The organism is Streptococcus sp. 1453, assembly GCF_013276955.1.
Taxonomy (GTDB): domain Bacteria; phylum Bacillota; class Bacilli; order Lactobacillales; family Streptococcaceae; genus Streptococcus.
This window is the reverse complement of record NZ_VMLZ01000006.1, coordinates 217,976-244,202: the sequence shown is the minus strand read 5'-3', so window position 1 is coordinate 244,202 and position 26,227 is coordinate 217,976. Positions and strand designations below refer to the sequence as shown.

Below are 26,227 nucleotides of genomic sequence, written 5' to 3'. Positions count from 1 at the left end.
TGCCTGCTTAGAGTTTTTTTACGAAAAAATACAATCGATTCTTAAAAAGAAAAATTTTTGATTGGCAAAACCATAACAAGTTCGTTTTAGGGTTTTGATTTTGCGATTGATGCCTTCTAAAGGACCATTAGAGTATTCAAATTTAGCGCTATTTAAGACATATTTTCTGTTTTGACGAAGGGTTTGAATAGCAGTATCCATTTCTGTATTGGTTTTTTGGTAGTCTAAGATGGTTGACTCTAGTAATTCACTATTGCGCTCGTTTAGGGCTTTCGTGATATCTTGGTAAGTTTGGTATACTTCAGCGAACTTGGAAAATTTACTAGTAATGAGATCAACAGCATTTTGGCGAGTCATATATTGTTTAACGCCGCGAAGAAAAACTACTTCTTCAGGGTGAAGATCTTCAGCTTTTTTATGGAATAGCTTCCAATGTGACTTCATAATTTTATATTCTTGGCTCTGTTTATCAAGTTGCTTTAGGATAGAGATACGACAATTGTCCAAAGCGCGACCAGATAATTGTACAAGGTGGAAGCGATCAATAATGATATTGGCATTAGGGAAAAGGCGATAGATAAAACTTTGATATTGAGCATTTAAATCAATTACAACTGATTGAACGCATTCGCGTTCGGCTTTTGAATAACGACTTTCAAAATAATCAACAATGGTAGGTGATAGACGATCCTGTAACTTTGTGACAATTTGGTGGGTTTCAGCGTCACAACAGATAAAGGACATCACAGACTTAATTGAACGAAACTCGTCAAAACATAGATGCTTAGGCAACTTAGCCACACGATAGTGTGGTTCCATGCGCTCTAAGATTGTTCGACGAACACTGCTAGGAGAGCAGTGACACATTTCAGCAATAAGCTGACCAGATAAGCCTTTACGAGCTAAAAGCATGATTTGATTTTTGAGATCACTGGATAAGGTTTGATTTTCTTTGGTTAAATTAGTAATAGCACCAAAAGTAGTATGGCATGATTTACATTTATAGCGTTGTTTACGAAGCTCTAGTTCATATCTTCTCCCATTTAAACTTGCCAGTCGTACATGAGTTTTGCGAAAGCCATCCTTATTAACTGTGGGAAAGCCACAGTTACGACAACGATTAATCGGATAAGAAAGAGTAGCTGTTATTAGCGTTATATACTCTTTAACAGAATCGTTGTTGTGTTCAGCTTCTTCAACAGAAATAATTTTAATATTTTTATCTTTAATTCCAAGAATATTTAGGATAGAATCATTATGGGACATTTGTTTAACCTTCTTTCATGATTTTTGTGGTGAATTGATTGTATAACGAGGGGACAGCAAATGTCCTCTTTTTTGTATAAAAAAATCTGGCATGGAATCTCTATCCATACCAGAAAGTGTATACCCCAAAAAAATAACTCAAATACAAATTCATTGAATATAGAGAGGAGAACATTTTTATGAATTTTGGACAAAACCTTTATAACTGGTTTCTATCAAACGCTCAATCACTGGTGCTTTTAGCAATCGTTGTGATTGGCTTGTATCTTGGCTTCAAGCGTGAGTTTAGCAAACTGATTGGCTTTTTAATTATTGCGATTATTGCGGTTGGCTTAGTCTTCAACGCTGCTGGAGTAAAAGACATTTTACTAGAGCTATTCAATCGCATTATTGGTGCTTAAATAAAACCGTTCTTTTGTGGAATATAAGTGGTTTTCTTATGTTCCGCAAAGGAATGGTACACCAAACGAAGTGCGGTAGGGATTTTTGAATCTCTACAAAGAAAGGACGTGAATATATGGACGATATGCAAGTCTATATTGCGAATTTAGGCAAATACAATGAGGGCGAATTGGTCGGTGCGTGGTTTACCTTTCCCATTGACTTTGAGGAAGTCAAAGAGAAAATCGGCTTGAATGATGAATATGAGGAATACGCCATTCATGACTACGAGTTACCCTTTACGGTTGACGAATACACTTCCATTGGCGAACTCAATCGACTATGGGAAATGGTATCGGAATTACCCGAAGAATTACAATCGGAGCTATCTGCTCTGCTCACTCATTTTTCAAGCATTGAAGAACTAAGCGAACATCAAGAGGATATTATCATTCATTCCGATTGTGATGATATGTATGACGTGGCACGCTACTACATTGAAGAAACGGGTGCTTTAGGCGAAGTACCAGCTAGTCTTCAAAACTATATTGATTATCAAGCCTATGGTCGGGATTTAGACCTTTCAGGAACGTTTATCTCAACCAATCATGGGATTTTTGAAATCGTCTATTAAATCTGTCGGTACATTACTACTGGCAGATTTTCTATTTTACGGGGTGGCTCAATCAGCTACCCCTATTTTTTATGAAAGGATTGATTACATGAAGAAAATACGAAGCTATACCAGTATCTGGTCTGTGGAAAAGGTACTGTATTCTATCAATGATTTTAGACTTCCGTTTCCCATAACCTTTACGCAAATGACATGGTTTGTCGTGTCACTCTTTGCAGTGATGATACTTGGCAACTTGCCCCCTCTTTCCATGATAGAGGGAGCATTTCTCAAATACTTTGGGATTCCTGTGGCTTTCACATGGTTTATGTCTACAAAAACTTTTGATGGTAAAAAGCCTTATGGATTTTTGAAGTCTGTCATTGCTTATGCACTGCGACCAAAGCTGACCTATGCAGGAAAAAAAGTAACGCTTGGCAGAAACCAGCCACAAGAAGCCATTACAGCAGTTAGGAGTGAATTTTATGGCATATCCAATTAAATACATTGAAAACAATCTCGTCTGGAATAAAGACGGGGAATGTTATGCTTACTATGAGCTTGTTCCTTACAATTACTCATTTCTAAGTCCAGAACAGAAAATACAAGTGCATGATTCTTTCAGACAGCTTATCGCACAAAATCGTGATGGCAAAATTCATGCTTTACAAATCAGTACAGAATCCAGCATACGTTCTGCACAAGAGCGTTCCAAAAATGAAGTCACTGGCAAGCTCAAAGCGGTTGCCTATGACAAAATCGACCAACAGACAGACGCTTTAATATCCATGATTGGCGAAAATCAAGTGAACTACCGTTTCTTTATCGGCTTTAAGTTGCTTCTCAACGATCAGGAGTTTTCTATGAAAAGTCTTACCGTTGAAGCAAAAAATGCTTTGTCTGATTTTGTCTATGATGTGAACCATAAGCTGATGGGCGATTTTGTTAGTATGAGTAATGATGAAATCCTGCGTTTTCAGAAGATGGAAAAGCTCTTAGAAAATAAAATCTCTCGTCGTTTCAAAATCCGCAGGTTAGATAAGGACGACTTCGGCTATCTGATTGAACACCTTTACGGACAGACAGGCACTGCCTATGAAGAGTATGAGTACCATCTATCAAAGAAAAAGCTGGATAATGAAACGCTGATTAAATACTATGACTTGATTAAGCCTACTCGCTGTTTGGTGGAAGAAAAACAGCGATATTTGAAAATCCAGCAGGAAGATGAAACCGTCTATGTAGCTTACTTTACCATTAACAGCATTGTCGGAGAACTGGACTTCCCGTCCTCTGAAATCTTCTACTACCAGCAACAGCAATTTACATTCCCGATTGATACGTCAATGAATGTGGAAATTGTAGCGAATCGTAAAGCCCTATCTACTGTCCGCAATAAAAAGAAAGAACTGAAAGACTTGGATAACCACGCTTGGCAAAGTGATAATGAAACCAGCTCCAATGTGGCGGAAGCTCTGGAAAGTGTGAATGAGCTGGAAACCAATTTAGACCAAAGCAAGGAATCTATGTACAAGCTGTCTTATGTGGTAAGGGTATCAGCAAATGATCTTGACGAACTCAAACGTCGTTGTAATGAAGTGAAAGATTTTTATGACGATTTAAGCGTAAAACTGGTACGACCATTTGGGGATATGCTCGGCTTACATGAAGAATTTTTACCTGCCAGCAAGCGTTATATGAATGATTATATTCAATACGTGACCTCTGATTTCCTCGCTGGTTTAGGTTTTGGTGCTACTCAAATGCTGGGGGAAAATGAGGGGATTTATGTTGGCTACAGCTTAGATACTGGACGCAATGTCTATCTGAAACCTGCTCTTGCCAGTCAAGGGGTTAAGGGTTCAGTAACCAATGCGTTAGCGTCGGCTTTTGTTGGTTCGCTGGGTGGTGGTAAATCCTTTGCGAATAACCTTATCGTCTATTATGCGGTGCTTTATGGGGCACAAGCAGTGATTGTAGACCCAAAAGCAGAACGTGGCAGATGGAAAGAAACCTTGCCAGAGATTTCCCATGAAATCAATATCGTCACTCTGACTTCTGATGAGAAAAACAAAGGCTTACTTGACCCTTATGTGATTATGAAAAATCCCAAAGATTCTGAATCACTGGCTATTGATATTCTGACATTCCTTACGGGGATTTCCTCTCGTGATGGGGAACGCTTCCCAATCCTTAGAAAAGCCATTCGTGCAGTAACCAATAGTGAAGTACGAGGGTTGATGAAAGTGATTGAGGAATTACGGGTTGAGAATACGCCACTAAGTACCAGTATAGCCGACCATATCGAAAGTTTTACAGACTATGACTTTGCACATTTATTATTCAGTAATGGTTATGTGGAGCAGTCTATCAGCTTAGAAAAACAACTGAACATTATACAGGTTGCGGACTTGGTACTTCCCGACAAGGAAACTTCCTTTGAGGAATATACCACTATGGAGCTTTTATCCGTTGCTATGCTGATTGTCATTAGTACCTTTGCTTTAGACTTTATCCATACAGACCGAAGCATTTTCAAGATTGTAGATTTAGACGAAGCATGGAGCTTTTTACAGGTAGCACAAGGAAAAACACTATCTATGAAGCTGGTTCGGGCTGGTCGTGCTATGAACGCTGGGGTATATTTCGTGACCCAAAATACAGACGACCTCTTAGATGAAAAACTGAAAAATAACCTCGGCTTAAAATTTGCATTTCGTTCCACTGACCTTAACGAGATTAAAAAGACCTTAGCCTTTTTTGGTGTAGACCCAGAGGACGAAAACAATCAGAAGCGATTGCGTGATTTGGAAAACGGGCAATGCCTTATCAGTGATTTATATGGTCGTGTCGGTGTGATACAGTTCCACCCTGTATTTGAAGAACTGCTCCATGCCTTTGATACCAGACCACCTGTGCGAAAAGAGGTGTAAATGTGAAACCATCAATAGTAAACAGAATAAAATCAAACTGGACGCTGAAACGTCTAGGTAAAGTGGCAATGACAGTGGCTTTCACACTTGTGATTGCCATTTTTCTTTTAGCCATGCTGGGAACGGTGGTTCAAGCTGCGGGCTTGGTAGATGATACGGTCAATGTGGCAAATGAATACAGCCGATACCCACTTGAAAACTATCAACTGGATTTTTATGTGGATAATAGCTGGGGCTGGCTTCCGTGGAACTGGTCGGACGGGATTGGAAAACAGGTCATGTATGGACTATATGCCATTACCAATTTTATTTGGACAATCAGTTTGTATGTTTCCAATGCGACAGGTTACTTAGTACAGGAAGCCTATTCCTTAGACTTCATTTCCGCTACAGCAGATTCCATTGGTAAGAATATGCAGACCTTAGCTGGTGTGAGTGCAAACGGATTTTCAACAGAGGGTTTCTATGTTGGATTCCTCTTACTCTTGATTTTGGTTCTTGGGGTTTATGTTGCCTATACGGGACTGATAAAGAGAGAAACCACAAAGGCAATTCATGCCATTATGAATTTTGTGCTGGTGTTTATCCTATCGGCTTCCTTTATTGCCTACGCTCCCGACTACATTAAAAAAATCAATGACTTTTCATCAGACATCAGTAATGCCAGTTTATCACTTGGCACGAAGATTGTCATACCCATTCCGATAGTCAAGGCAAGGACAGCGTGGACTTAATCAGAGATAGCCTGTTTTCCATACAGGTTCAGCAACCGTGGCTACTGCTTCAATACAACAGTTCAGACATTGAAAGTATCGGTATTGACCGTGTGGAAAGCCTGCTCTCCACCAGCCCAGATTCCAACAATGGCGAAGACAGAGAAAAAATTGTTGCGGAAGAAATTGAAGACAGAAGCAATACCAATCTAACCATTACAAAGACCATTAACCGTTTAGGTACAGTCTTCTTCCTATTTGTCTTCAATATTGGGATTTCCATATTTGTATTCCTATTAACAGGAATCATGATTTTCTCGCAGGTACTTTTTATCATCTATGCTATGTTTCTGCCTGTGAGCTTTATTTTAAGCATGATTCCATCATTTGATGGTATGTCAAAACGAGCCATAACAAAGCTCTTTAATACCATTTTGACACGAGCTGGAATCACATTGATTATTACGACAGCATTTAGTATTTCAACCATGCTCTATACCTTATCGGCTGGTTATCCGTTCTTTTTGATTGCTTTTCTACAGATTGTGACCTTTGCAGGAATCTACTTCAAGCTGGGCGATTTAATGAGTATGTTTTCTCTACAGAGTAACGATTCTCAAAGTGTGGGAAGTCGTGTGATGAGAAAACCTCGTATGCTTATGCACGCTCACATGCACCGTCTACAGCGGAAACTTGGACGTTCCATGACTACTCTAGGGGCTGGGTCTGCCATTGTTACAGGTAAAAAAGGACAGTCGGGTTCGGGGAGTTCTGCAAGGACACAAGCAGATCACTCCCGACCAGACGGAAAGGAAAAATCAACACTTGGAAAACGTATCGGTCAAACCATCGGTACAGTAGCTGATACCAAAGACAGAATGGTAGACACTGCTAGTGGTTTGAAAGAACAGGTTAAAGATTTGCCGACCAATGCAAGATATGCAGTATATCAAGGAAAATCCAAAGTAAAAGAGAATGTCCGTGATTTAACCAGTAGTATTTCTCAAACCAAAGCGGACAGAGCCAGTGGACGCAAGGAACAGCAGGAACAAAGGCGAAAAACCATTGCGAAGCGTCGCTCTGAAATGGAACAGGTCAAACAGAAAAAACAGCCTGCTTCTTCTGTTCATGAAAGACCGACTACAAGACAAGAACAATATCATGATGAACAGACCTCAAAACAGTCTAATATTCAGACTTCATATAAGGAATCTCAACAAGCCAAACAAGAGCGTCCAGCAGTTAAGTCCGATTTTTCAAGTCCAAAAGTGGAACGCCAAGGCAATACCGTTCAAGAAAAAACCGTTCAAAAGCCAGCAACTTCAACCACTACAGCAGATAGAACTTCACAACGTCCAATCACAAAAGAACGTCCGTCTACTGTTCAAAGAGTACCACTACAAAATACAAGAAGTAGACCACCAATCAAAACCGCCACCATTAAGAAAGTCGGTAAGAAACCATGAAGTTGAAAACTTTAGTGATTGGTGGTTCTGGATTATTCTTGATGGTCTTCTCACTGCTTCTGTTTGTTGCCATTTTATTTTCAGATGAACAGGACAGCGGAATTTCCAATATTCATTATGGAGGTGTGAATGTTTCCGCAGAAGTGCTGGCTCATAAGCCTATGGTAGAAAAATATGCCAAAGAATATGGCGTTGAAGAATATGTCAACATACTTCTTGCGATTATACAGGTGGAATCGGGCGGTACTGCGGAAGATGTTATGCAGTCCTCGGAATCCCTCGGTCTTCCACCTAATTCATTGAGTACAGAAGAATCCATTAAGCAAGGTGTGAAGTATTTCAGTGAATTATTAGCCAGTAGCGAAAGGCTCAGTGTAGATTTAGAATCGGTTATCCAGTCCTACAATTATGGTGGTGGTTTCTTAGGGTATGTGGCTAATCGTGGAAATAAATATACCTTTGAACTGGCTCAAAGTTTCTCAAAAGAGTATTCAGGTGGCGAAAAAGTGTCTTACCCCAATCCCATAGCCATACCTATCAATGGGGGCTGGCGATACAACTATGGCAATATGTTTTATGTGCAACTGGTAACGCAGTATCTTGTCACAACAGAGTTTGATGATGATACGGTACAAGCCATCATGGACGAAGCACTGAAATATGAGGGCTGGCGATACGTTTACGGTGGAGCTTCCCCGACTACTTCTTTTGATTGTAGCGGACTGACACAATGGACGTATGGAAAAGCTGGAATTAACTTACCACGAACCGCACAACAGCAATATGATGTGACCCAGCATATCCCACTATCGGAAGCACAAGCTGGCGATTTGGTTTTCTTTCATTCTACCTATAACGCTGGCTCTTATATTACTCATGTTGGGATATACCTTGGCAATAACCGTATGTTTCATGCAGGCGACCCAATCGGTTATGCCGACTTAACAAGCCCCTACTGGCAACAGCATTTAGTGGGAGCAGGACGAATCAAACAATGAGAAAGGAAGATTTAATGATGAAATTTAGAAAAAATCAGAATAAAGAAAAACAGATACCAAAGGAAAAGAAACCTCGTGTCTATAAGGTCAATCCTCATAAAAAGGTTGTGATTGCCTTGTGGGTACTTTTAGGGCTTAGTTTCAGCTTTGCGATATTCAAGCACTTTACAGCTATAGATACTCATACTATTCACGAAACAACTATCATAGAAAAGGAATACGTTGATACTCATCATGTAGAAAATTTTGTAGAGAACTTTGCGAAAGTCTACTATTCATGGGAGCAATCCGATAAGTCCATTGATAATCGAATGGAAAGTCTAAAAGGCTATCTGACAGATGAACTTCAAGCTCTCAATGTTGATACAGTACGCAAAGATATTCCTGTATCGTCTTCTGTAAGAGGATTTCAGATATGGACGGTAGAGCCAACTGGCGACAATGAGTTTAATGTAACCTACAGTGTAGACCAGCTCATTACAGAGGGAGAAAATACAAAGACCGTCCACTCTGCTTATATAGTGAGTGTCTATGTAGATGGTTCTGGAAATATGGTACTGGTTAAGAATCCGACCATTACCAACATACCTAAGAAATCAAGTTATAAACCAAAAGCCATTGAAAGTGAGGGGACGGTTGATTCCATTACAACCAATGAAATCAATGAGTTTTTAACGACGTTCTTCAAGCTCTATCCTACAGCGACAGCCAGTGAACTTTCCTACTATGTGAATGACGGGATATTAAAACCAATCGGAAAAGAGTACATCTTTCAAGAACTGGTAAATCCTATTCACAATCGTAAGGATAATCAAGTCACGGTATCGCTGACAGTGGAGTATATCGACCAGCAGACCAAAGCAACGCAGGTATCTCAATTTGATTTGGTACTTGAAAAGAACGGGAGTAATTGGAAGATTATAGAATAACAAATATTGGTACATTATTACAGCTATTTTGTAATCACGTACTCTCTTTGATAAAAAATTGGAGATTCCTTGACAAATATGCTCTTACGTGCTATTATTTAAGTATCTATTTAAAAGGAGTTAATAAATATGCGGCAAGGTATTCTTAAATAAACTGTCAATTTGATAGTGGGAACAAATAATTGGATGTCCTTTTTTAGGAGGGCTTAGTTTTTTGTACCCAGTTTAAGAATACCTTTATCATGTGATTCTAAAGTATCCGGAGAATATCTGTATGCTTTGTATGCCTATGGTTATGCATAAAAATCCCAGTGATAAAAGTATTTATCACTGGGATTTTTATGCCCTTTTGGGTTTTTGAATGGAGGAAAATCACATGAAAATTATTAATATTGGAGTTTTAGCTCATGTTGATGCAGGAAAAACTACCTTAACAGAAAGCTTATTATATAACAGTGGAGCGATTACAGAATTAGGAAGCGTGGACAAAGGTACAACGAGGACGGATAATACGCTTTTAGAACGTCAGAGAGGAATTACAATTCAGACAGGAATAACCTCTTTTCAGTGGGAAAATACGAAGGTGAACATCATAGACACGCCAGGACATATGGATTTCTTAGCAGAAGTATATCGTTCATTATCAGTTTTAGATGGGGCAATTCTACTGATTTCTGCAAAAGATGGCGTACAAGCACAAACTCGTATATTATTTCATGCACTTAGGAAAATGGGGATTCCCACAATCTTTTTTATCAATAAGATTGACCAAAATGGAATTGATTTATCAACGGTTTATCAGGATATTAAAGAGAAACTTTCTGCCGAAATTGTAATCAAACAGAAGGTAGAACTGTATCCTAATATGTGTGTGACGAACTTTACCGAATCTGAACAATGGGATACGGTAATAGAGGGAAACGATGACCTTTTAGAGAAATATATGTCCGGTAAATCATTAGAAGCATTGGAACTCGAACAAGAGGAAAGCATAAGATTTCAGAATTGTTCTCTGTTCCCTCTTTATCATGGAAGTGCAAAAAGTAATATAGGGATTGATAACCTTATAGAAGTTATTACTAATAAATTTTATTCATCAACACATCGAGGTCAGTCTGAACTTTGCGGAAAAGTTTTCAAAATTGAGTATTCGGAAAAAAGACAGCGTCTTGCATATATACGTCTTTATAGTGGCGTACTGCATTTGCGAGATTCGGTTAGAGTATCAGAAAAAGAAAAAATAAAAATTACAGAAATGTATACTTCAATAAATGGTGAATTATGTAAAATTGATAAGGCTTATTCCGGGGAAATTGTTATTTTGCAGAATGAGTTTTTGAAGTTAAATAGTGTTCTTGGAGATACAAAGCTATTGCCACAGAGAGAGAGAATTGAAAATCCCCTCCCTCTGCTGCAAACGACTGTTGAACCGAGCAAACCTCAACAAAGGGAAATGTTACTTGATGCACTTTTAGAAATCTCCGACAGTGACCCGCTTCTGCGATATTATGTGGATTCTGCGACACATGAAATAATACTTTCTTTCTTAGGGAAAGTACAAATGGAAGTGACTTGTGCTCTGCTGCAAGAAAAGTATCATGTGGAGATAGAAATAAAAGAGCCTACAGTCATTTATATGGAAAGACCGTTAAAAAAAGCAGAGTATACCATTCACATCGAAGTTCCACCGAATCCTTTCTGGGCTTCCATTGGTCTATCTGTATCACCGCTTCCGTTGGGAAGTGGAATGCAGTATGAGAGCTCGGTTTCTCTTGGATACTTAAATCAATCGTTTCAAAATGCAGTTATGGAGGGGATACGCTATGGCTGTGAACAAGGATTGTATGGTTGGAATGTGACGGACTGTAAAATCTGTTTTAAGTATGGCTTATACTATAGCCCTGTTAGTACCCCAGCAGATTTTCGGATGCTTGCTCCTATTGTATTGGAACAAGTCTTAAAAAAAGCTGGAACAGAATTGTTAGAGCCATATCTTAGTTTTAAAATTTATGCGCCACAGGAATATCTTTCACGAGCATACACCGATGCTCCTAAATATTGTGCGAACATCGTAGACACTCAATTGAAAAATAATGAGGTCATTCTTAGTGGAGAAATCCCTGCTCGGTGTATTCAAGAATATCGTAGTGATTTAACTTTCTTTACAAATGGACGTAGTGTTTGTTTAACAGAGTTAAAAGGGTACCATGTTACTACCGGTGAACCTGTTTGCCAGCCCCGTCGTCCAAATAGTCGGATAGATAAAGTACGATATATGTTCAATAAAATAACTTAGTGTATTTTATGTTGTTATATAAATATGGTTTCTTGTTAAATAAGATGAAATATTCTTTAATAAAGATTTGAATTAAAGTGTAAAGGAGGAGATAGTTATTATAAACTACAAGTGGATATTGTGTCCTGTATGTGGAAATAAAACACGATTAAAGATAAGGGAAGATACTGAATTAAAAAAATTCCCCCTCTATTGTCCGAAATGCAGACAAGAAAATTTAATTGAAATAAAGCAGTTCAAAGTAACTGTGATTACAGAGCCAGACGCAAAGACGCAGAGCCGATAAAATGAGATTAATACAATCTCATTTTATCGGCTCTTTCCGTTATGTATGGATTCTTTTAATTAGTCTTCGATGTTTCTTGCTTCGTTGATACCGCTGGCTAAAGATTCCATTAAGGATAGTTCTTTGTCTGTAAAGCTATCCATGTATTTCTCTATCTGTAATCGTCGGGTGCTTTTTACCAAGTTATTAGCAGGTAAGAAAAATTCATCAACGGAAACATGAAGTAACGATACAAGGTCATAAAGAACTTGTATGCTGGGGTGTTGCCCCTTATTTTCAATATTAGTTAAGTAACGTGGGTCAATTTCAATCAATGCTCCCACTTGTTCACGAGTTAAACCTCGTTTCAATCGAGCTTCTTTAATGGCTAAACCAAAGGCTCTAAAATCATATTTATCTTCTTTTTTACGCATAGTAGACCACCTCTATACATTTTATTGTTCCTACTGAATTAAAAACAGGTATAGAAAAACGTGTTATATGGTTTATAGGTTTATATTTAATAAAAAGCACTACTAAACGCCAATAAAAAAAACCGTTATATGGTAGTGCTATTTACGCTGTTAAAATATTGTATATTACTTCCAAATGGCGGTTTGTTGGAGGTCAACGTCGCCATGAAGTACATCATATACAATAAATTTCCTTACATTGGGTTCTTGTCAAAAAAAGTCGTCTATCTGCAATAGATAAGTACGTCCACCAATGTGGTTTTATAAATCATATAGATAGAATAACAGAAGCATGTAAACAGAGAAATAAATCTGTTTATATGCTTTTTTGGCTATTCAGAACTTTTTTACAAAGTTTATTTATCAGTAATGCAACAAATCCCCCTTTCACATTGGGACTAAGAGTGAAAGGAGATAAACGAGCAAGGCTCACTTCCTTTCCTAGACAGAAAGGGGGTGAGAAACATGAAACCATCTTCTTTTCAGACCACAATAGAAAATCAGTTTGACTATATCTGTAAACGTGCTATGGAAGACGAGCGAAAGAATTATATGCTTTATCTTTCAAGGATTGCAAAGCGTGAGGTGTCCTTTTCGGATGTTGGCGATTATCTTGTTAGCCAGTTTGCGACAACAGATAACTATTCAACTGACTTTCAGATTTTTACACTCAATGGGTTATCAGTAGGCGTTGAAAATGATTTGTTGAGTGAAGCATTACGTGAGTTGCCAGACAAGAAACGTGAAATTCTACTGCTGTTTTACTTTATGGACATGAGCGATTCAGAAATTGCAGACCTGTTGAAATTGAACCGTTCTACTGTCTATCGGCATAGAACCAGTGGACTAGCCTTAATTAAAAAGTTTATGGAGGAATTTGAAGAATGAAAACACAATATCCTATGATTCCCTTTCCTCTCATTGTAAAGGCAACAGATGGCGATACCGAAGCGATTAACCAGATTCTACATCATTACAGAGGGTACATAACGAAGCGTTCCCTACGACTTATGAAAGATGAATATGGCAATCAAAGTATGGTCGTTGATGAAGTCTTACGTGGAAGAATGGAAACCAGACTGATTACAAAGATTTTGTCATTTGAAATTAAGTAATATCCTCTCTCCTTTCGTGGAAGCGTGCTAAACCATTCCACGCTTCCCGAACAGGGAGGTTTGTTATTCCATCAAAGCATATTGAGCTTTCAATGTGTTTTGATAGGCTAACGAGCCATTGTTCTTTGAAAACTGAATAAAAGTAATTGAATACGTTTCGATAAGAAAAGAGCCAACGGAACTAACCGCCATGACCTATCTTATAAAGATAGCGAGCGATTCATGTTAGTGATCCGAGAAGCAATCTTTAGCAGGATTGCCTGCAACGACATTCTTATCGTGATAATGATACTCCCATACAGTCAATAGTCCGAGCGTGATAAAACCGTCGCAGGCAATGAGTATGGCTACATGAGAACCATGCAGGGGTGGAACTCCCGTGAGCTTTGCTAAAGCTGTTCGATTGCTGGTAAAACAACTTTTATGAAATCCAAATAAGTGATTTGGAAAGGAGGATTTTATGAAGCAGACTGACATTCCTATTTGGGAACGTTATACCCTAACCATTGAAGAAGCGTCAAAATATTTTCGTATTGGCGAAAACAAGCTACGACGCTTGGCAGAGGAAAATAAAAATGCAAATTGGCTGATTATGAATGGCAATCGTATTCAGATTAAACGAAAACAATTTGAAAAAATTATAGATACATTGGACGCAATCTAGCGTCGCCAAAGGGTCTTGTATATGATAAAATAGTATTAAGTCGTATCAAGGCTCTTTCCATAAAGGAAAGGAGCAAATGCCATGTCAGAAAAAAGACGTGACAATAAAGGTCGAATCTTAAAGACTGGAGAGAGCCAACGAAAAGACGGAAGATACTTATACAAATATATAGATTCATTTGGAGAACCGCAATTTGTTTACTCGTGGAAACTTGTGGCTACAGACCGAGTACCAGCAGGAAAGCGTGATTGTATCTCACTTAGAGAGAAAATCGCAGAGTTACAGAAAGACATTCATGATGGTATTGATGTTGTAGGAAAGAAAATGACACTCTGCCAGCTTTACGCAAAACAGAACGCTCAAAGACCAAAGGTTAGAAAAAACACTGAAACTGGACGCAAATATCTTATGGATATTTTGAAGAAAGACAAGTTAGGTGTAAGAAGTATTGACAGTATTAAGCCATCAGACGCTAAAGAATGGGCTATTAGAATGAGTGAAAATGGTTATGCTTATCAAACCATCAATAACTACAAACGTTCTTTAAAGGCTTCATTCTATATTGCTATACAAGATGATTGTGTTCGGAAGAATCCATTTGACTTTCAACTGAAAGCAGTTCTTGATGATGATACTGTCCCTAAGACCGTACTAACAGAAGAACAGGAAGAAAAACTGTTAGCCTTTGCAAAAGCTGATAAAACCTACAGCAAAAATTATGATGAAATTCTGATACTCTTAAAAACAGGTCTTCGTATTTCAGAGTTTGGTGGTTTGACACTTCCAGATTTAGATTTTGAGAATCGTCTTGTCAATATAGACCATCAGCTATTGAGAGATACTGAAATTGGGTACTACATTGAAACACCAAAGACCAAAAGTGGCGAACGTCAAGTTCCTATGGTTGAAGAAGCCTATCAAGCATTTAAGCGAGTGTTAGCGAATCGAAAGAATGATAAGCGTGTTGAGATTGATGGATATAGTGATTTCCTCTTTCTTAATAGAAAGAACTATCCAAAAGTGGCAAGTGATTACAACGGCATGATGAAAGGTCTTGTTAAGAAATACAATAAGTATAACGAGGATAAATTGCCACACATCACTCCACATAGTTTGCGACATACATTCTGTACCAACTATGCAAATGCAGGAATGAATCCAAAGGCATTACAGTACATTATGGGACATGCTAATATAGCCATGACGCTGAACTATTACGCACATGCAACATTCGATTCTGCAATGGCAGAAATGAAACGCTTGAATAAAGAGAAGCAACAGGAGCGTCTTGTTGCTTAGTAGTACAAATGAATTTACTACTTATTTACCACTTCTGACAGCTAAGACATGAGGAAATATGCAAAGAAACGTGAAGTATCTTCCTACAGTAAAAATACTCGAAAGCACATAGAATAAGGCTTTACGAGCATTTAAGAAAATATAAAAAGATAATTAGAAATTTATACTTTGTTTAGTAAAAAAATATTTACAAAGTCAACCTCGCTTTTTTATTTCTAGGCTCGGGAAAAAAATGATTTACAAAATCATTTTTTTCTGCTATACTATCCTAAGCAAAGGTTTTTAATGTCATCCCGTGAGGTGACGAAGACGCAGAAATATTTAAAACTCTTTAAAGTCTAGATTTTAAAGAAGTCTTACTCTGAGGGCCTATTGCTGTAAAATAATGGGCTCTTTTTTGATGCCCAAAAGTGAGGTTTATATGAAACAAGAATCAACTGTTGATTTGTTACTAGACGTTGACCAACGTCCTTCGGCTGGAAAAGGAATTCTCCTTAGTTTCCAACACGTTTTCGCCATGTTTGGGGCGACTATCTTGGTACCATTAATTTTGGGAATGCCTGTATCTGTTGCCCTTTTTGCTTCAGGTGTTGGAACACTCATCTACATGATTTCAACTGGTTTTAAAGTTCCAGTTTATCTAGGTTCTTCATTTGCCTTTATCACAGCTATGTCACTTGCTATGAAAGAAATGGGTGGTGATGTATCTGCTGCTCAAACAGGGGTTATCTTGACTGGTTTAGTCTATGTCCTTGTGGCTGCTGGTGTCCGCTTTGCAGGTACAAAATGGATTGATAAACTCTTGCCACCAATCATCATCGGACCTATGATCATCGTTATCGGTCTTGGACTTGCAGGTTCAGCTGTTACCAATGCAGGTCTTGTAGCGGACGGAAATTGGAAAAATGCTCTGGTAGCCGTTGTTACGTTCTTGATTGCTGCCTTTATCAATACAAAAGGAAAAGGCTTCCTACGAATCATTCCTTTCCTCTTTGCCATTATCGGTGGTTACCTCTTCGCACTAACTCTTGGCTTGGTTGACTTTACGCCTGTCCTAGAAGCTAACTGGTTTGAAATTCCTGGTTTCTACTTGCCATTTAACACAGGTGGTGCCTTTAAAGAGTACAATCTTTACTTTGGTCCAGAAACCATCGCTATCTTGCCAATCGCTATCGTAACAATTTCTGAACACATCGGAGACCATACTGTTTTGGGTCAAATCTGTGGCCGTCAATTCTTGAAAGAACCGGGTCTTCACCGTACTCTTCTTGGTGACGGTATCGCAACTTCTGTTTCTGCCTTCCTTGGTGGACCAGCCAATACAACTTACGGAGAAAATACAGGAGTTATCGGTATGACTCGTATCGCTTCTGTCTCAGTCATCCGTAACGCTGCCTTCATCGCAATTGCCCTTAGCTTCCTTGGTAAATTCACTGCTTTGATTTCAACCATTCCAAACGCTGTACTTGGTGGTATGTCAATCCTTCTCTATGGGGTTATCGCCAGCAACGGTTTGAAAGTTTTGATTAAAGAACGTGTTGATTTTGCTCAAATGCGAAATCTCATCATCGCAAGTGCTATGTTGGTGCTTGGACTTGGAGGAGCTATCCTTAAACTTGGTCCAGTTACCCTTTCAGGTACTGCCCTATCAGCCATGACAGGAATCATCTTGAACTTGATCTTGCCATACGAAAATAAAGACTAAGAGTCTAAACACCAAATCCGCTCAGACAACTGAGTGGATTTTTTCGTACACTATAATACAAATATCTGTAAATTGTTAAAATCAAAAAACGTATAATATCAGGTATTCTAAAACCTTGATACTATACGTTTTATCATAGAAATTTTTACTTCATTTTCTCATCAAATGAGATTTGCATCAATCCCTTATCTTACTTGCGTTTCTTCTTCGCTTTTTTCATTTTGTTAGCCATACGTTTCATAGACTGTTTCATGGCAAATTCACCGATTTTACCTTTTAGTCCGCCACCAAACATTTGACTCATATCTGGCATTCCCGCTCCTCCGAGAGCTGACAAGTCAGGCATACCACCTTGTCCCATCATTCCTTCAAGGGCAGACATATCCATTCCTCCCATATTTGGCATATTTTTAGGAAGGTTGTTTGGATTGATTCCCATTTGCTTCATCATTTTGTTCATATCTCCAGACATAACACCCTGCATGAGCTGTTTAGCCTGGTTAAAGTCCTTGATGAATTTATTGACTTCTACAAAAGTATTTCCAGAACCTGCGGCAATACGACGGCGACGGCTTGGATTTAACAAATCTGGGTTTTCACGTTCTTCAGGTGTCATGGAAGACACAATGGCACGTTTACGCGCAATCTGACGCTCATCCACCTTCATGTTTTGAAGGGCTGGATTGTTGGCCATACCTGGAATCATCTTGAGCAAGTCTTCCATCGGCCCCATGTTTTGCACCTGATCCAGCTGATCAATGAAATCATTGAAATCAAAGGTGTTTTCGCGCATCTTCTCAGCCATTTCAAGGGCTTTTTGCTCATCGTATTCTTGAGAAGCTTTCTCAATCAAAGTGAGCATATCCCCCATGCCAAGGATACGACTAGACATGCGGTCTGGGTGGAAGGTTTCAATGTCCGTAATCTTTTCACCTGTACCAGTGAACTTGATTGGTTTTCCAGTAATGTGACGAACAGATAGAGCTGCACCACCACGAGTATCGCCGTCAATCTTGGTAAGGATCACCCCAGTCACTTCCAACTGAGCATTAAACTCACGCGCAACATTGGCTGCTTCCTGACCAATCATAGCATCAACCACAAGGAGAATTTCGTTTGGTCGAGCTAGTGCTTTCACGTCACGAAGTTCATTCATCAAAAGCTCATCAATCTGCAAACGACCTGCCGTATCAATCAAGACATAGTCGTTATGATTGGCTTGGGCTTGTTCCAAACCTTGACGTACAATCTCAACAGCTGGAACATCTGTTCCAAGTGCAAAGACAGGCACATCAATCTGTTGACCCAGTGTCTTCAGCTGATCAATGGCAGCAGGACGGTAAATATCCGCCGCAATCATCAAAGGACGGGCATTTTCTTCCTTCTTGAGTTTGTTGGCCAATTTACCAGCAAAGGTTGTTTTACCAGCCCCCTGCAAACCGACCATCATGATGATGGTAGGAATCTTAGGTGACTTGATAATCTCAGCCGTATCAGAACCTAAAACAGCTGTCAATTCCTCATCAACGATTTTGATAATCTGTTGCGCAGGATTAAGTGTATCAATGACCTCATGCCCGACGGCACGCTCACGAACTTTCTTGATAAAATCCTTTACAACAGGCAAGGCAACGTCGGCCTCAAGCAAGGCCAAGCGAATTTCTTTGGTTGCTTCTTGGACATCAGCCTCAGAGATTTTTCCTTTTTTACGTAGATTTTTAAAGACGTTCTGCAAACGTTCTGTTAAACTTTCAAATGCCATTTTTCTTCCTCTTATTCTCTATTATCAATGCTTGTTAAAATTTCTATCTGCTCCTGCAGAAAGTCATCCTTGGGATAGCGCTCCAAAATCTGATCAAAAATCTGACTGCGGACAATGTAGTCCGAGTACATGTGCAACTTCATCTCATAATCTTCCAGAATCTTTTCTGTCCGCTTGATATTATCATAGACAGCCTGACGACTGACACCAAACTCCTCGGCAATCTCAGCAAGGCTGTAATCATCAGCGTAGTAGAGCTCGATATAATTCATTTGCTTATCTGTCAAAAGCGCCGCATAAAATTCAAAGAGCGCATTCATACGATTGGTTTTTTCGATTTCCATAACTTTTATTATACCAAAAAATAGACCAATCTACCACACTAGGGAGCCAATCCAAGAAGATAGCTAGCTAAATTTGAAAAAGACATGAGCCTAGCCCCAAGTAATTTCCAATTGATAGCTTGCAAAGGGTAGCCCCTCTTGATTTTGTAGTTGATAATCTAGTTCAATCTTTTGCCCATCTACTTGATAATGGTTCGTTTGGATGATAAACTCCTGCATACCCATAGGTGTAGGAATATAGGCCAAACTATCGCTATCCTTTAGAAAGCGCATAATGGTCTTGGGATTGGAAAATCGACTCATCACAAGTTCTTGACCATGAAATTTAATCACTACTTTTTCCTTTTCCTCATTATAAAAAAGCAGGTAGCTATAATCTCCTTTTTCATGCACTTCCACGTCATAAAGCTGGTCAATCACTTCCAACTGCTCATCAAACTGAATCGTATTTCGCATCCGAATCTTCACATCAGGTCCTCTTTCTTGTCTCTTGTCCTACTATTTTACCAAAAACTCTAGCTTTTTGCTATAATGGTCATATGAACGAAAAAGTATTCCGTGACCCTGTTCACAACTACATCCATGTCAATAATCAAATCATCTATGACTTGATCAATACAAAAGAATTTCAACGTTTGCGCCGTATCAAGCAACTGGGAACTTCCAGTTATACCTTCCACGGTGGAGAACACAGTCGCTTCTCCCATTGTCTAGGAGTCTATGAAATTGCACGACGTATCACGGAGATTTTTGAAGAAAAATATCCTGAAGAATGGAATCCTGCCGAATCTCTCTTGACCATGACCGCTGCTCTCCTACATGACCTTGGACATGGTGCTTACTCCCACACTTTTGAACATCTCTTTGATACAGACCATGAAGCCATTACTCAGGAGATTATTCAAAGTCCTGAGACGGAGATTCACCAAGTTCTGCTACAAGTGGCGCCAGACTTTCCAGAAAAGGTTGCCAGTGTCATAGACCATACCTACCCTAACAAGCAGGTCGTGCAGCTCATTTCTAGTCAGATTGATGCAGATCGCATGGACTATCTCTTGCGCGACTCCTATTTTACAGGAGCATCCTATGGGGAATTTGACCTGACTCGCATTCTCCGAGTCATTCGCCCTATCGAAAATGGGATCGCCTTTCAGCGCAATGGCATGCATGCTATCGAAGACTACGTCCTCAGTCGTTACCAGATGTACATGCAGGTTTATTTCCACCCAGCAACACGGGCTATGGAAGTTCTCCTACAGAATCTCCTCAAGCGCGCCAAGGAACTTTATCCTGAGGACAAGGACTTCTTTGCACGAACATCCCCACATCTCCTGCCTTTCTTTGAAAAAAATGTGACCTTGACTGACTATCTGGCTCTGGATGATGGTGTGATGAATACCTACTTCCAGCTCTGGATGACCAATCCTGATAAGATTCTTGCAGACTTGTCGCAACGCTTTGTCAACCGCAAGGTCTTTAAATCCATTACTTTTTCACAAGAGGATCAAGACCAACTCGCCAGCATGAGAAAATTAGTTGAGGATATCGGCTTTGATCCCTACTACTACACAGCCATTCATAAGAACTTTGACCTCCCTTATGATATCTATCGTCCTGAATCTGAAAATCCACGGACACAGATTGAGATTTTACAAAAAAATGGTCAACTGGCCGAACTCTCTAGCCTGTCTCCTATCGTCCAATCACTTGCTGGCAGTCGCCACGGAGATAATCGTTTCTATTTTCCAAAAGAAATGTTGGACCAAAACAGTATCTTTGCTAGCATTACCCAGCAATTTTTACACTTGATTGAGAACGATCATTTTACTCCAAATAAAAACTAGAAGAGGAAATTTATGAGTATTAAACTAATCGCCGTCGATATCGACGGAACCCTAGTCAATAGCCAAAAGGAGATTACGCCTGAAGTCTTTTCTGCCATCCAAGATGCCAAAGAAGCTGGTGTCAAAGTCGTCATTGCAACTGGCCGCCCCATCGCAGGTGTTGCCAAACTTCTGGACGACTTGCAGTTGAGAGACGAGGGTGACTATGTTGTGACCTTCAATGGTGCCCTTGTCCAAGAAACTGCTACAGGACATGAGATTATCAGCGAATCCTTGACCTATGAGGATTATCTGGATATGGAATTTCTCAGCCGTAAGCTCGGTGTCCACATGCACGCTATTACTAAAGACGGTATCTATACTGCCAATCGCAATATCGGAAAATACACGGTGCACGAATCAACCCTCGTCAGCATGCCCATCTTCTACCGTACACCTGAAGAAATGGCTGGCAAGGAAATCGTCAAGTGTATGTTCATAGATGAGCCAGAAATTCTCGATGCTGCGATTGAAAAGATACCAGCAGAATTTTACGAACGCTACTCCATCAACAAATCTGCTCCTTTCTACCTCGAACTCCTTAAAAAGAATGTGGACAAAGGTTCAGCCATCACTCACCTAGCTGAAAAACTCGGATTGACCAAAGATCAAACCATGGCTATCGGTGACGAAGAAAATGACCGTGCCATGCTGGAAGTCGTTGGCAACCCTGTAGTCATGGAAAACGGAAATCCAGAAATCAAAAAAATCGCCAAATACATCACCAAAACAAATGACGAATCTGGCGTTGCCCATGCCATCCGTACATGGGTACTGTAAAAGGGTATGAATAGACGAAAACCGCTCAGCTGAGCGGTTTTTGATGTCTAATTACTGCCCCCTGCAGGAATCGAACCTGCAACTACTCCTTAGGAGGGAGTTGTTATATCCATTGAACTAAGGGAGCTAGATAAAAACTCTGCTGAAAAGCAGAGTTTTTTAGTCGAATTAACGACGGATTTCTTTGATACGAGCTGCTTTACCTTGAAGAGCACGCAAGTAGTACAATTTCGCACGACGTACTTTACCGTAACGAACAACTTCGATCTTTTCAACACGTGGAGTGTGGATTGGGAAGATACGCTCAACACCTACACCGTTAGAGATTTTACGAACTGTGTAGTTTTCTGAGATGCCAGCACCTTTACGTGCAATAACAACACCTTCAAAAATCTGGATACGTTCACGGTTACCTTCGACAACTTTCGCGTGTACACGAACAGTGTCACCAGGACGGAATGATGGGATATCTGTACGAAGTTGACCTTCAGTCAAGCTTTGGATTAATGGATTCATTTTATTCTCCTATCTTTGTCAATCTTGAGGAATCTTCCTCAGCGGATAAACTGTATTTTTGTGCGTCCATTACACACAAGATACAGTTTACCAAATTTCCACCAAAAAGTAAAGAAATTTATAGCAGAATTCCTAAAAAAATCGCAACCAAACCACCTAGGTAGGTCAAAGTCAGGTAAGAATAAAAGACCTTCTTATCACTTAACAGTCTTTGAAGTTCGTCATTCAAGGTCGAAAAAGTTGTCAAACCTCCGCAAAATCCTGTTGCTAAAATGGCATAGACTTCCTTAGATTCCACATGATTGTAGAATAAGCCAATCAAAAAACAACCTAGAAGATTGGCTATGAGCGTTCCCAAGGGCAATTTAGATGCTTGATTATAGCGGGAAAAGAAATAGCGCACTAAAGCTCCGAAACCACAAGCAATTGCAAGATAGACCATTACCATTTCTTCCTCCCCAGACAATAGGCCAAGAGCAGGCCACCACCAATGCTCAAAAGCAAATACAGGACTAAACTAAGATAACGCCCTGTATCAAGCAGTTTCACAGCATCAAGCATGAGACTGGAAAAAGTTGTCAGCCCCCCACAAAAACCAGTCCCCAGAGCTAAAATAACGCCTTTACTGGTTCCCTTATAGACCAAATAGCCCTTAACAAGATAAACTAGGCAGAAAATTCCCAGATAGTTGACAAAGAGAGTGCCCCAAGGAAAATCTGGACTAACTGGTAACCAAGTAGAAACCATGTAGCGAACCAGTCCGCCCAACATGGCAGCTAGAAAAATCCCTAGCGAATAAAATCGTTCTTTTTTCATTTGATGTTTTGATCCTGATAATCACGCGAACGTTTGAGTATGTCCGAAAACGTTGCGACAATAGTCTCCTGATAGCGCTTGTCCTCTACACGACTCCTAACTTTTTCAAAAATAACTGTTTCTCTCTTGGTATCTAAAATCGGTTTACCCGAAGCTTTCTTATAAGTCACAACCTCTTCAACTAAGTGCATTCGTTCTTCCAACAGTTTGACAATTTGGTCGTCTATTTGATCAATTTCTTGACGAATACTATCTAAATCCATACAGTCTCCTCCTTTATTTGAATTATTGTATCAAAAAGCCATCAAATAGGCTAGTAAAATCCCAAGTCACGATAAGAAAAATGCACTGATTGTTTGCATCAGCGCACGTTTATGCTTATCCTACTTTAGCAGCCAATTCTTCTGCGAATTGTTCCAAGCGTTCAATGTCTTCTTCCTCAGCAGAAAGATCAACTTTAACACACTCTGAACCTTTTTCTGCTCCTGTTGACACAAAAACACGGTCAAAGTCATCGACAGCCTTACAGAATTCATCGTAGAAGGTGTCACCTGAACCAACCACTCCGTAGATTTTGCCATTCAAGTTGAGGTCTGCTAGGTCTTCGTAGAAGTCCATCATCTCATCTGGCAATTCACCATCACCATAAGTATAGGTCGCAACGATAGCGATGTCAGCTTCCAAGAAGTCTGAAGCGTCAACGGTTGTACATTCATCAACATCGACATCCAAGCTCAAGTCACGTAATTTGTCTGCTACAATATCTGCAATTTCTTCGGTATTACCGGTCATACTGGCAAATACAATTTTTGCTAATGCCATATCGTCCTCCTCAATTTATCTTTCTCCATTATATCACATCTTTTTCATTTTAAAAATAAAAATTCTTGTGCTACAATGAAATGAGAAAGAATTGAGGTTATTTATGGACATTTGCCATCAAATTTTAGAAAAAATCAAAGAATACGACACGATTATCATTCACCGTCATATGAAACCAGACCCAGATGCTTTGGGAAGTCAAGTGGGCTTGAAAGCTCTTCTCAAACATCATTTTCCAGAAAAAACCATCAAAGCCGTTGGTTTTGATGAACCAACTCTAACTTGGATGGCTGAGATGGATCTTGTTGAAGATAGTGTCTACCAAGGGGCACTTGTTATCGTCTGTGATACGGCGAATACTGCTCGTATCGATGATAAGCGCTATCGTCAAGGTGAATTTCTCATTAAGATTGACCACCATCCAAATGATGATGTATACGGTGACATATCTTGGGTAGATACTAGTTCAAGTAGCGCTAGTGAGATGATTACCCTATTTGCCCAAACAACCCAGCTGGCCTTGTCAGATCGCGCTGCTGAGTTGCTCTTTGCAGGAATTATTGGTGATACAGGCCGCTTCCTTTATCCTTCTACGACTGCACGGACTCTTCGCCTGGCTGCTTATTTGAGAGAACATAACTTTGACTTTGCGGCTCTCACTCGCAAAATGGACACTATGAGTTACAAAATTGCTAAACTTCAAGGCTACATCTATGACCATCTGGAAGTGGATGAAAATGGTGCTGCTCGCGTTATCCTGAGTCAAGAAGTCTTGAAACAATTTAATGTTACTGATGCTGAAACTGCAGCCATTGTCGGTGCACCTGGACGTATTGACAGCGTCAGTCTCTGGGGAATTTTTGTAGAGCAGGCTGATGGCCACTACCGTGTTCGCTTACGCAGTAAAATCCATCCTATCAATGAAATTGCCAAGGAACATGATGGTGGAGGCCACCCTCTAGCAAGTGGTGCTAATTCCTATAGCCTAGAAGAAAACGAAATCATCTACCAAAAGTTAAAAAACTTGCTTAAAAACTGATAAAATACTTGCCAAACTTTTCAGAATCTGATAGACTAGTATGGTAACAATCTATGGCTCGCAAAGAGACCATGGCAGAAAGGAAATATTGCAAAATGAAAAAAGATATCCATCCAGAATATCGCCCAGTTGTCTTCATGGACACAACTACTGGTTACCAATTCCTTAGCGGTTCAACAAAACGCTCTAACGAAACAGTTGAGTTCGAAGGCGAAACTTACCCATTGATCCGTGTGGAAATTTCATCAGACTCACACCCATTCTACACTGGACGTCAAAAGTTCACTCAAGCAGATGGACGCGTGGATCGTTTCAACAAAAAATACGGTCTCAAATAATGATAAAAAGACAGCTTCGGCTGTTTTTTTTGTTTCTTGAAATCAACTGCTGTTTTCATGTTCCAGACTCAAAAGTATAGAGTTTTTTCTTGCCTAAAAAATATAAAAGATATATACTAGCTATATATAGTATAGATTGGAGATATACCATGACGACATCACTTACTAAGCAATACAATTTTAAAATCAATGAGTCATCAATGGAACAAGCTAGAGCTATCATCAAAGAAAAAGGAATGACTATGACGGATGCTATTAGTCTTTTTATCGAGCAAATTGTTCTCGAACAGGATTTACCAATAAAAACCGCAGAAGATTTACACCGTGAACGATTGATTCAGGAGCTACAAGCCCAATCTGAACGCGCCTTAAGAGAATATGAATCCGGGCAAGGAACTTCCCTAGATGACATGAGGCTACGATATGACTTATAAAGTGATTCTATCTACTGAAGTGAGTCAAGCAATTGACAGTATCCATAACTACATCAGCACTGTTCTTTTATCACCCCAGTCGGCTAAGAATACTGTAGCCAGAATTTTAGACAGCTTAAAAAGTTTAGAAATCTTTCCTGAAGCAGGTTTTGACGCTGATGAGAAAATCGGACTAAAAATCAACAGTAAGTACCCAACACGAGGAAAAATTATAGGGCAATATATCTTGCTTTACTTTATCGATCAAACTCAAAAAACTGTTTTTCTTTCCCACTTATTCCACACCAAAAGTGACTATGTTACCTTGCTACAAAGCAAAAATAATAAATCATTTTAATGCCCACCACTCTCTTAATAACCTTGTACTTAGTCTTCGT

At 39.5% G+C, this 26,227-nt stretch carries 31 protein-coding genes, 1 tRNA gene and 1 pseudogene; 21 read left to right on the top strand and 12 right to left on the bottom strand.

The annotated features are described in order from the left end of the window. Nucleotides 1–18: 18 nt before the first annotated feature. Nucleotides 19–1,266, bottom strand: coding sequence for an ISL3 family transposase (locus tag HW098_RS06780; RefSeq protein WP_176139635.1), 1,248 nt, complete (start codon nt 1,264–1,266; stop codon nt 19–21). A gap of 179 nt (nt 1,267–1,445) precedes the next feature. On the opposite strand from HW098_RS06780, the gene HW098_RS06775 reads away from it, so the two are divergent. The 10 genes and pseudogenes from HW098_RS06775 to HW098_RS06730 all read left to right on the top strand — a co-directional run bounded on the left by HW098_RS06775 (nt 1,446) and on the right by HW098_RS06730 (nt 11,881). Beyond that, nucleotides 1,446–1,667, top strand: a complete 222-nt coding sequence (locus HW098_RS06775) for a hypothetical protein (RefSeq protein WP_001009056.1) — start codon at nt 1,446–1,448, stop codon at nt 1,665–1,667. A gap of 116 nt (nt 1,668–1,783) precedes the next feature. Then, entirely contained in the window at nt 1,784–2,281 is a 498-nt protein-coding gene (locus tag HW098_RS06770; protein WP_000342539.1) for an antirestriction protein ArdA, read from the top strand. 88 nt (nt 2,282–2,369) lie between these two features. Next, a complete protein-coding gene (locus HW098_RS06765) occupies nt 2,370–2,762 on the top strand; it encodes a conjugal transfer protein (RefSeq protein ID WP_000723888.1) in 393 nt (130 codons plus the stop codon). After that, nucleotides 2,746–5,193, top strand: a complete 2,448-nt coding sequence (locus HW098_RS06760) for an ATP-binding protein (RefSeq protein WP_000331160.1) — start codon at nt 2,746–2,748, stop codon at nt 5,191–5,193. The genes HW098_RS06765 and HW098_RS06760 overlap by 17 nt, the downstream gene beginning before the upstream one ends. A gap of 2 nt (nt 5,194–5,195) precedes the next feature. Next, nucleotides 5,196–7,372 (top strand): annotated as a pseudogene (locus HW098_RS06755) (YtxH domain-containing protein). Continuing rightward, a complete protein-coding gene (locus tag HW098_RS06750; protein WP_000769868.1) occupies nt 7,369–8,370 on the top strand; it encodes a bifunctional lysozyme/C40 family peptidase in 1,002 nt (333 codons plus the stop codon). The pseudogene HW098_RS06755 and the gene HW098_RS06750 overlap by 4 nt, the downstream one beginning before the upstream one ends. Next, the gene (locus HW098_RS06745) at nt 8,367–9,299 is read left to right on the top strand and encodes a conjugal transfer protein (protein WP_001224318.1); all 933 of its coding nucleotides are present in this window, start codon (nt 8,367–8,369) and stop codon (nt 9,297–9,299) included. Before HW098_RS06750 ends, HW098_RS06745 begins: the two co-directional genes overlap by 4 nt. 244 nt (nt 9,300–9,543) lie before the next feature. Further along, on the top strand, nt 9,544–9,660 hold the full coding sequence (locus HW098_RS06740) for a tetracycline resistance determinant leader peptide (RefSeq protein ID WP_001814923.1): 117 nt from the start codon (nt 9,544–9,546) through the stop codon (nt 9,658–9,660). Nucleotides 9,661–9,675: 15 nt separating this feature from the next. After that, on the top strand, nt 9,676–11,595 hold the full coding sequence (tet(M), locus tag HW098_RS06735; protein WP_176139634.1) for a tetracycline resistance ribosomal protection protein Tet(M): 1,920 nt from the start codon (nt 9,676–9,678) through the stop codon (nt 11,593–11,595). 118 nt (nt 11,596–11,713) lie between these two features. Beyond that, complete coding sequence (locus HW098_RS06730) at nt 11,714–11,881, top strand: cysteine-rich KTR domain-containing protein (protein ID WP_000336323.1); 168 nt, start codon at nt 11,714–11,716, stop codon at nt 11,879–11,881. A 59-nt stretch (nt 11,882–11,940) separates the two neighbouring features. On the opposite strand, the gene HW098_RS06725 is transcribed toward HW098_RS06730, so the two are convergent. After that, nucleotides 11,941–12,294: a helix-turn-helix transcriptional regulator gene (locus tag HW098_RS06725; protein WP_001227347.1), complete on the bottom strand. Its 354-nt coding sequence runs from the start codon at nt 12,292–12,294 to the stop codon at nt 11,941–11,943. 504 nt (nt 12,295–12,798) lie between these two features. On the opposite strand from HW098_RS06725, the gene HW098_RS06720 reads away from it, so the two are divergent. Next, a complete protein-coding gene (locus HW098_RS06720) occupies nt 12,799–13,221 on the top strand; it encodes a sigma-70 family RNA polymerase sigma factor (RefSeq protein WP_000804885.1) in 423 nt (140 codons plus the stop codon). Further along, nucleotides 13,218–13,448, top strand: coding sequence for a helix-turn-helix domain-containing protein (locus tag HW098_RS06715; RefSeq protein ID WP_000857133.1), 231 nt, complete (start codon nt 13,218–13,220; stop codon nt 13,446–13,448). Before HW098_RS06720 ends, HW098_RS06715 begins: the two co-directional genes overlap by 4 nt. Nucleotides 13,449–13,673: 225 nt before the next feature. On the opposite strand, the gene HW098_RS10560 is transcribed toward HW098_RS06715, so the two are convergent. Then, complete coding sequence (locus tag HW098_RS10560) at nt 13,674–13,925, bottom strand: hypothetical protein (RefSeq protein WP_001845478.1); 252 nt, start codon at nt 13,923–13,925, stop codon at nt 13,674–13,676. Here HW098_RS10560 and HW098_RS06710 point away from each other — a divergent pair. The 3 genes from HW098_RS06710 to HW098_RS06700 all read left to right on the top strand — a co-directional run bounded on the left by HW098_RS06710 (nt 13,909) and on the right by HW098_RS06700 (nt 17,116). Then, on the top strand, nt 13,909–14,112 hold the full coding sequence (locus tag HW098_RS06710; RefSeq protein WP_000814511.1) for an excisionase: 204 nt from the start codon (nt 13,909–13,911) through the stop codon (nt 14,110–14,112). The two genes, HW098_RS10560 and HW098_RS06710, sit on opposite strands and share 17 nt — an antisense overlap. 81 nt (nt 14,113–14,193) lie before the next feature. Beyond that, entirely contained in the window at nt 14,194–15,411 is a 1,218-nt protein-coding gene (locus HW098_RS06705; protein WP_001291561.1) for a tyrosine-type recombinase/integrase, read from the top strand. Between the two features lie 421 nt (nt 15,412–15,832). Beyond that, nucleotides 15,833–17,116: a solute carrier family 23 protein gene (locus tag HW098_RS06700; protein WP_176139633.1), complete on the top strand. Its 1,284-nt coding sequence runs from the start codon at nt 15,833–15,835 to the stop codon at nt 17,114–17,116. A gap of 190 nt (nt 17,117–17,306) precedes the next feature. Here HW098_RS06700 and ffh read toward each other — a convergent pair whose 3' ends face one another. The 3 genes from ffh to HW098_RS06685 all read right to left on the bottom strand — a co-directional run bounded on the left by ffh (nt 17,307) and on the right by HW098_RS06685 (nt 19,690). Further along, nucleotides 17,307–18,878 (bottom strand): signal recognition particle protein, encoded by a 1,572-nt coding sequence (ffh, locus tag HW098_RS06695; protein ID WP_176139632.1) that lies wholly within the window; start codon nt 18,876–18,878, stop codon nt 17,307–17,309. Nucleotides 18,879–18,889: 11 nt separating this feature from the next. Next, a complete protein-coding gene (locus HW098_RS06690; RefSeq protein ID WP_000402066.1) occupies nt 18,890–19,222 on the bottom strand; it encodes a putative DNA-binding protein in 333 nt (110 codons plus the stop codon). 90 nt (nt 19,223–19,312) lie between these two features. After that, nucleotides 19,313–19,690 carry a DUF1934 family protein gene (locus tag HW098_RS06685; protein ID WP_176139631.1) on the bottom strand — a complete coding sequence of 126 codons (378 nt, stop codon included), beginning with the start codon at nt 19,688–19,690 and terminating at the stop codon, nt 19,313–19,315. A gap of 71 nt (nt 19,691–19,761) precedes the next feature. On the opposite strand from HW098_RS06685, the gene HW098_RS06680 reads away from it, so the two are divergent. After that, complete coding sequence (locus tag HW098_RS06680; protein ID WP_176139630.1) at nt 19,762–21,066, top strand: HD domain-containing protein; 1,305 nt, start codon at nt 19,762–19,764, stop codon at nt 21,064–21,066. Between the two features lie 12 nt (nt 21,067–21,078). Further along, nucleotides 21,079–21,885, top strand: coding sequence for a sugar-phosphatase (yidA, locus tag HW098_RS06675; protein ID WP_176139629.1), 807 nt, complete (start codon nt 21,079–21,081; stop codon nt 21,883–21,885). A gap of 55 nt (nt 21,886–21,940) precedes the next feature. On the opposite strand, the gene HW098_RS06670 is transcribed toward yidA, so the two are convergent. The 6 genes from HW098_RS06670 to HW098_RS06645 all read right to left on the bottom strand — a co-directional run bounded on the left by HW098_RS06670 (nt 21,941) and on the right by HW098_RS06645 (nt 24,039). Then, a tRNA-Arg gene (locus HW098_RS06670) sits at nt 21,941–22,012 on the bottom strand. A 41-nt stretch (nt 22,013–22,053) separates the two neighbouring features. Continuing rightward, nucleotides 22,054–22,401 (bottom strand): 50S ribosomal protein L19, encoded by a 348-nt coding sequence (rplS, locus tag HW098_RS06665; RefSeq protein ID WP_001068669.1) that lies wholly within the window; start codon nt 22,399–22,401, stop codon nt 22,054–22,056. A gap of 118 nt (nt 22,402–22,519) precedes the next feature. Beyond that, complete coding sequence (gene crcB, locus HW098_RS06660) at nt 22,520–22,849, bottom strand: fluoride efflux transporter CrcB (protein WP_176139628.1); 330 nt, start codon at nt 22,847–22,849, stop codon at nt 22,520–22,522. Then, nucleotides 22,843–23,217, bottom strand: a complete 375-nt coding sequence (gene crcB / locus HW098_RS06655; RefSeq protein WP_176139627.1) for a fluoride efflux transporter CrcB — start codon at nt 23,215–23,217, stop codon at nt 22,843–22,845. Before crcB (HW098_RS06655) ends, crcB (HW098_RS06660) begins: the two co-directional genes overlap by 7 nt. Next, a complete protein-coding gene (locus tag HW098_RS06650; RefSeq protein ID WP_176139626.1) occupies nt 23,214–23,480 on the bottom strand; it encodes a chorismate mutase in 267 nt (88 codons plus the stop codon). Before HW098_RS06650 ends, crcB (HW098_RS06655) begins: the two co-directional genes overlap by 4 nt. A gap of 115 nt (nt 23,481–23,595) precedes the next feature. Further along, on the bottom strand, nt 23,596–24,039 hold the full coding sequence (locus HW098_RS06645; RefSeq protein ID WP_176139625.1) for a flavodoxin: 444 nt from the start codon (nt 24,037–24,039) through the stop codon (nt 23,596–23,598). A 103-nt stretch (nt 24,040–24,142) separates the two neighbouring features. Between HW098_RS06645 and HW098_RS06640 the strand changes: the two genes are divergently transcribed. The 4 genes from HW098_RS06640 (at nt 24,143) to HW098_RS06625 (ending at nt 26,187) form a co-directional block, all read left to right on the top strand. Further along, the gene (locus HW098_RS06640) at nt 24,143–25,078 is read left to right on the top strand and encodes a bifunctional oligoribonuclease/PAP phosphatase NrnA (RefSeq protein WP_176139624.1); all 936 of its coding nucleotides are present in this window, start codon (nt 24,143–24,145) and stop codon (nt 25,076–25,078) included. A gap of 95 nt (nt 25,079–25,173) precedes the next feature. Continuing rightward, nucleotides 25,174–25,416, top strand: coding sequence for a type B 50S ribosomal protein L31 (locus HW098_RS06635; RefSeq protein WP_000710764.1), 243 nt, complete (start codon nt 25,174–25,176; stop codon nt 25,414–25,416). A 149-nt stretch (nt 25,417–25,565) separates the two neighbouring features. Continuing rightward, complete coding sequence (locus HW098_RS06630; protein ID WP_023941319.1) at nt 25,566–25,850, top strand: type II toxin-antitoxin system RelB/DinJ family antitoxin; 285 nt, start codon at nt 25,566–25,568, stop codon at nt 25,848–25,850. Continuing rightward, nucleotides 25,840–26,187 (top strand): type II toxin-antitoxin system RelE/ParE family toxin, encoded by a 348-nt coding sequence (locus HW098_RS06625; RefSeq protein ID WP_083977813.1) that lies wholly within the window; start codon nt 25,840–25,842, stop codon nt 26,185–26,187. The genes HW098_RS06630 and HW098_RS06625 overlap by 11 nt, the downstream gene beginning before the upstream one ends. Nucleotides 26,188–26,227 lie beyond the last annotated feature (40 nt).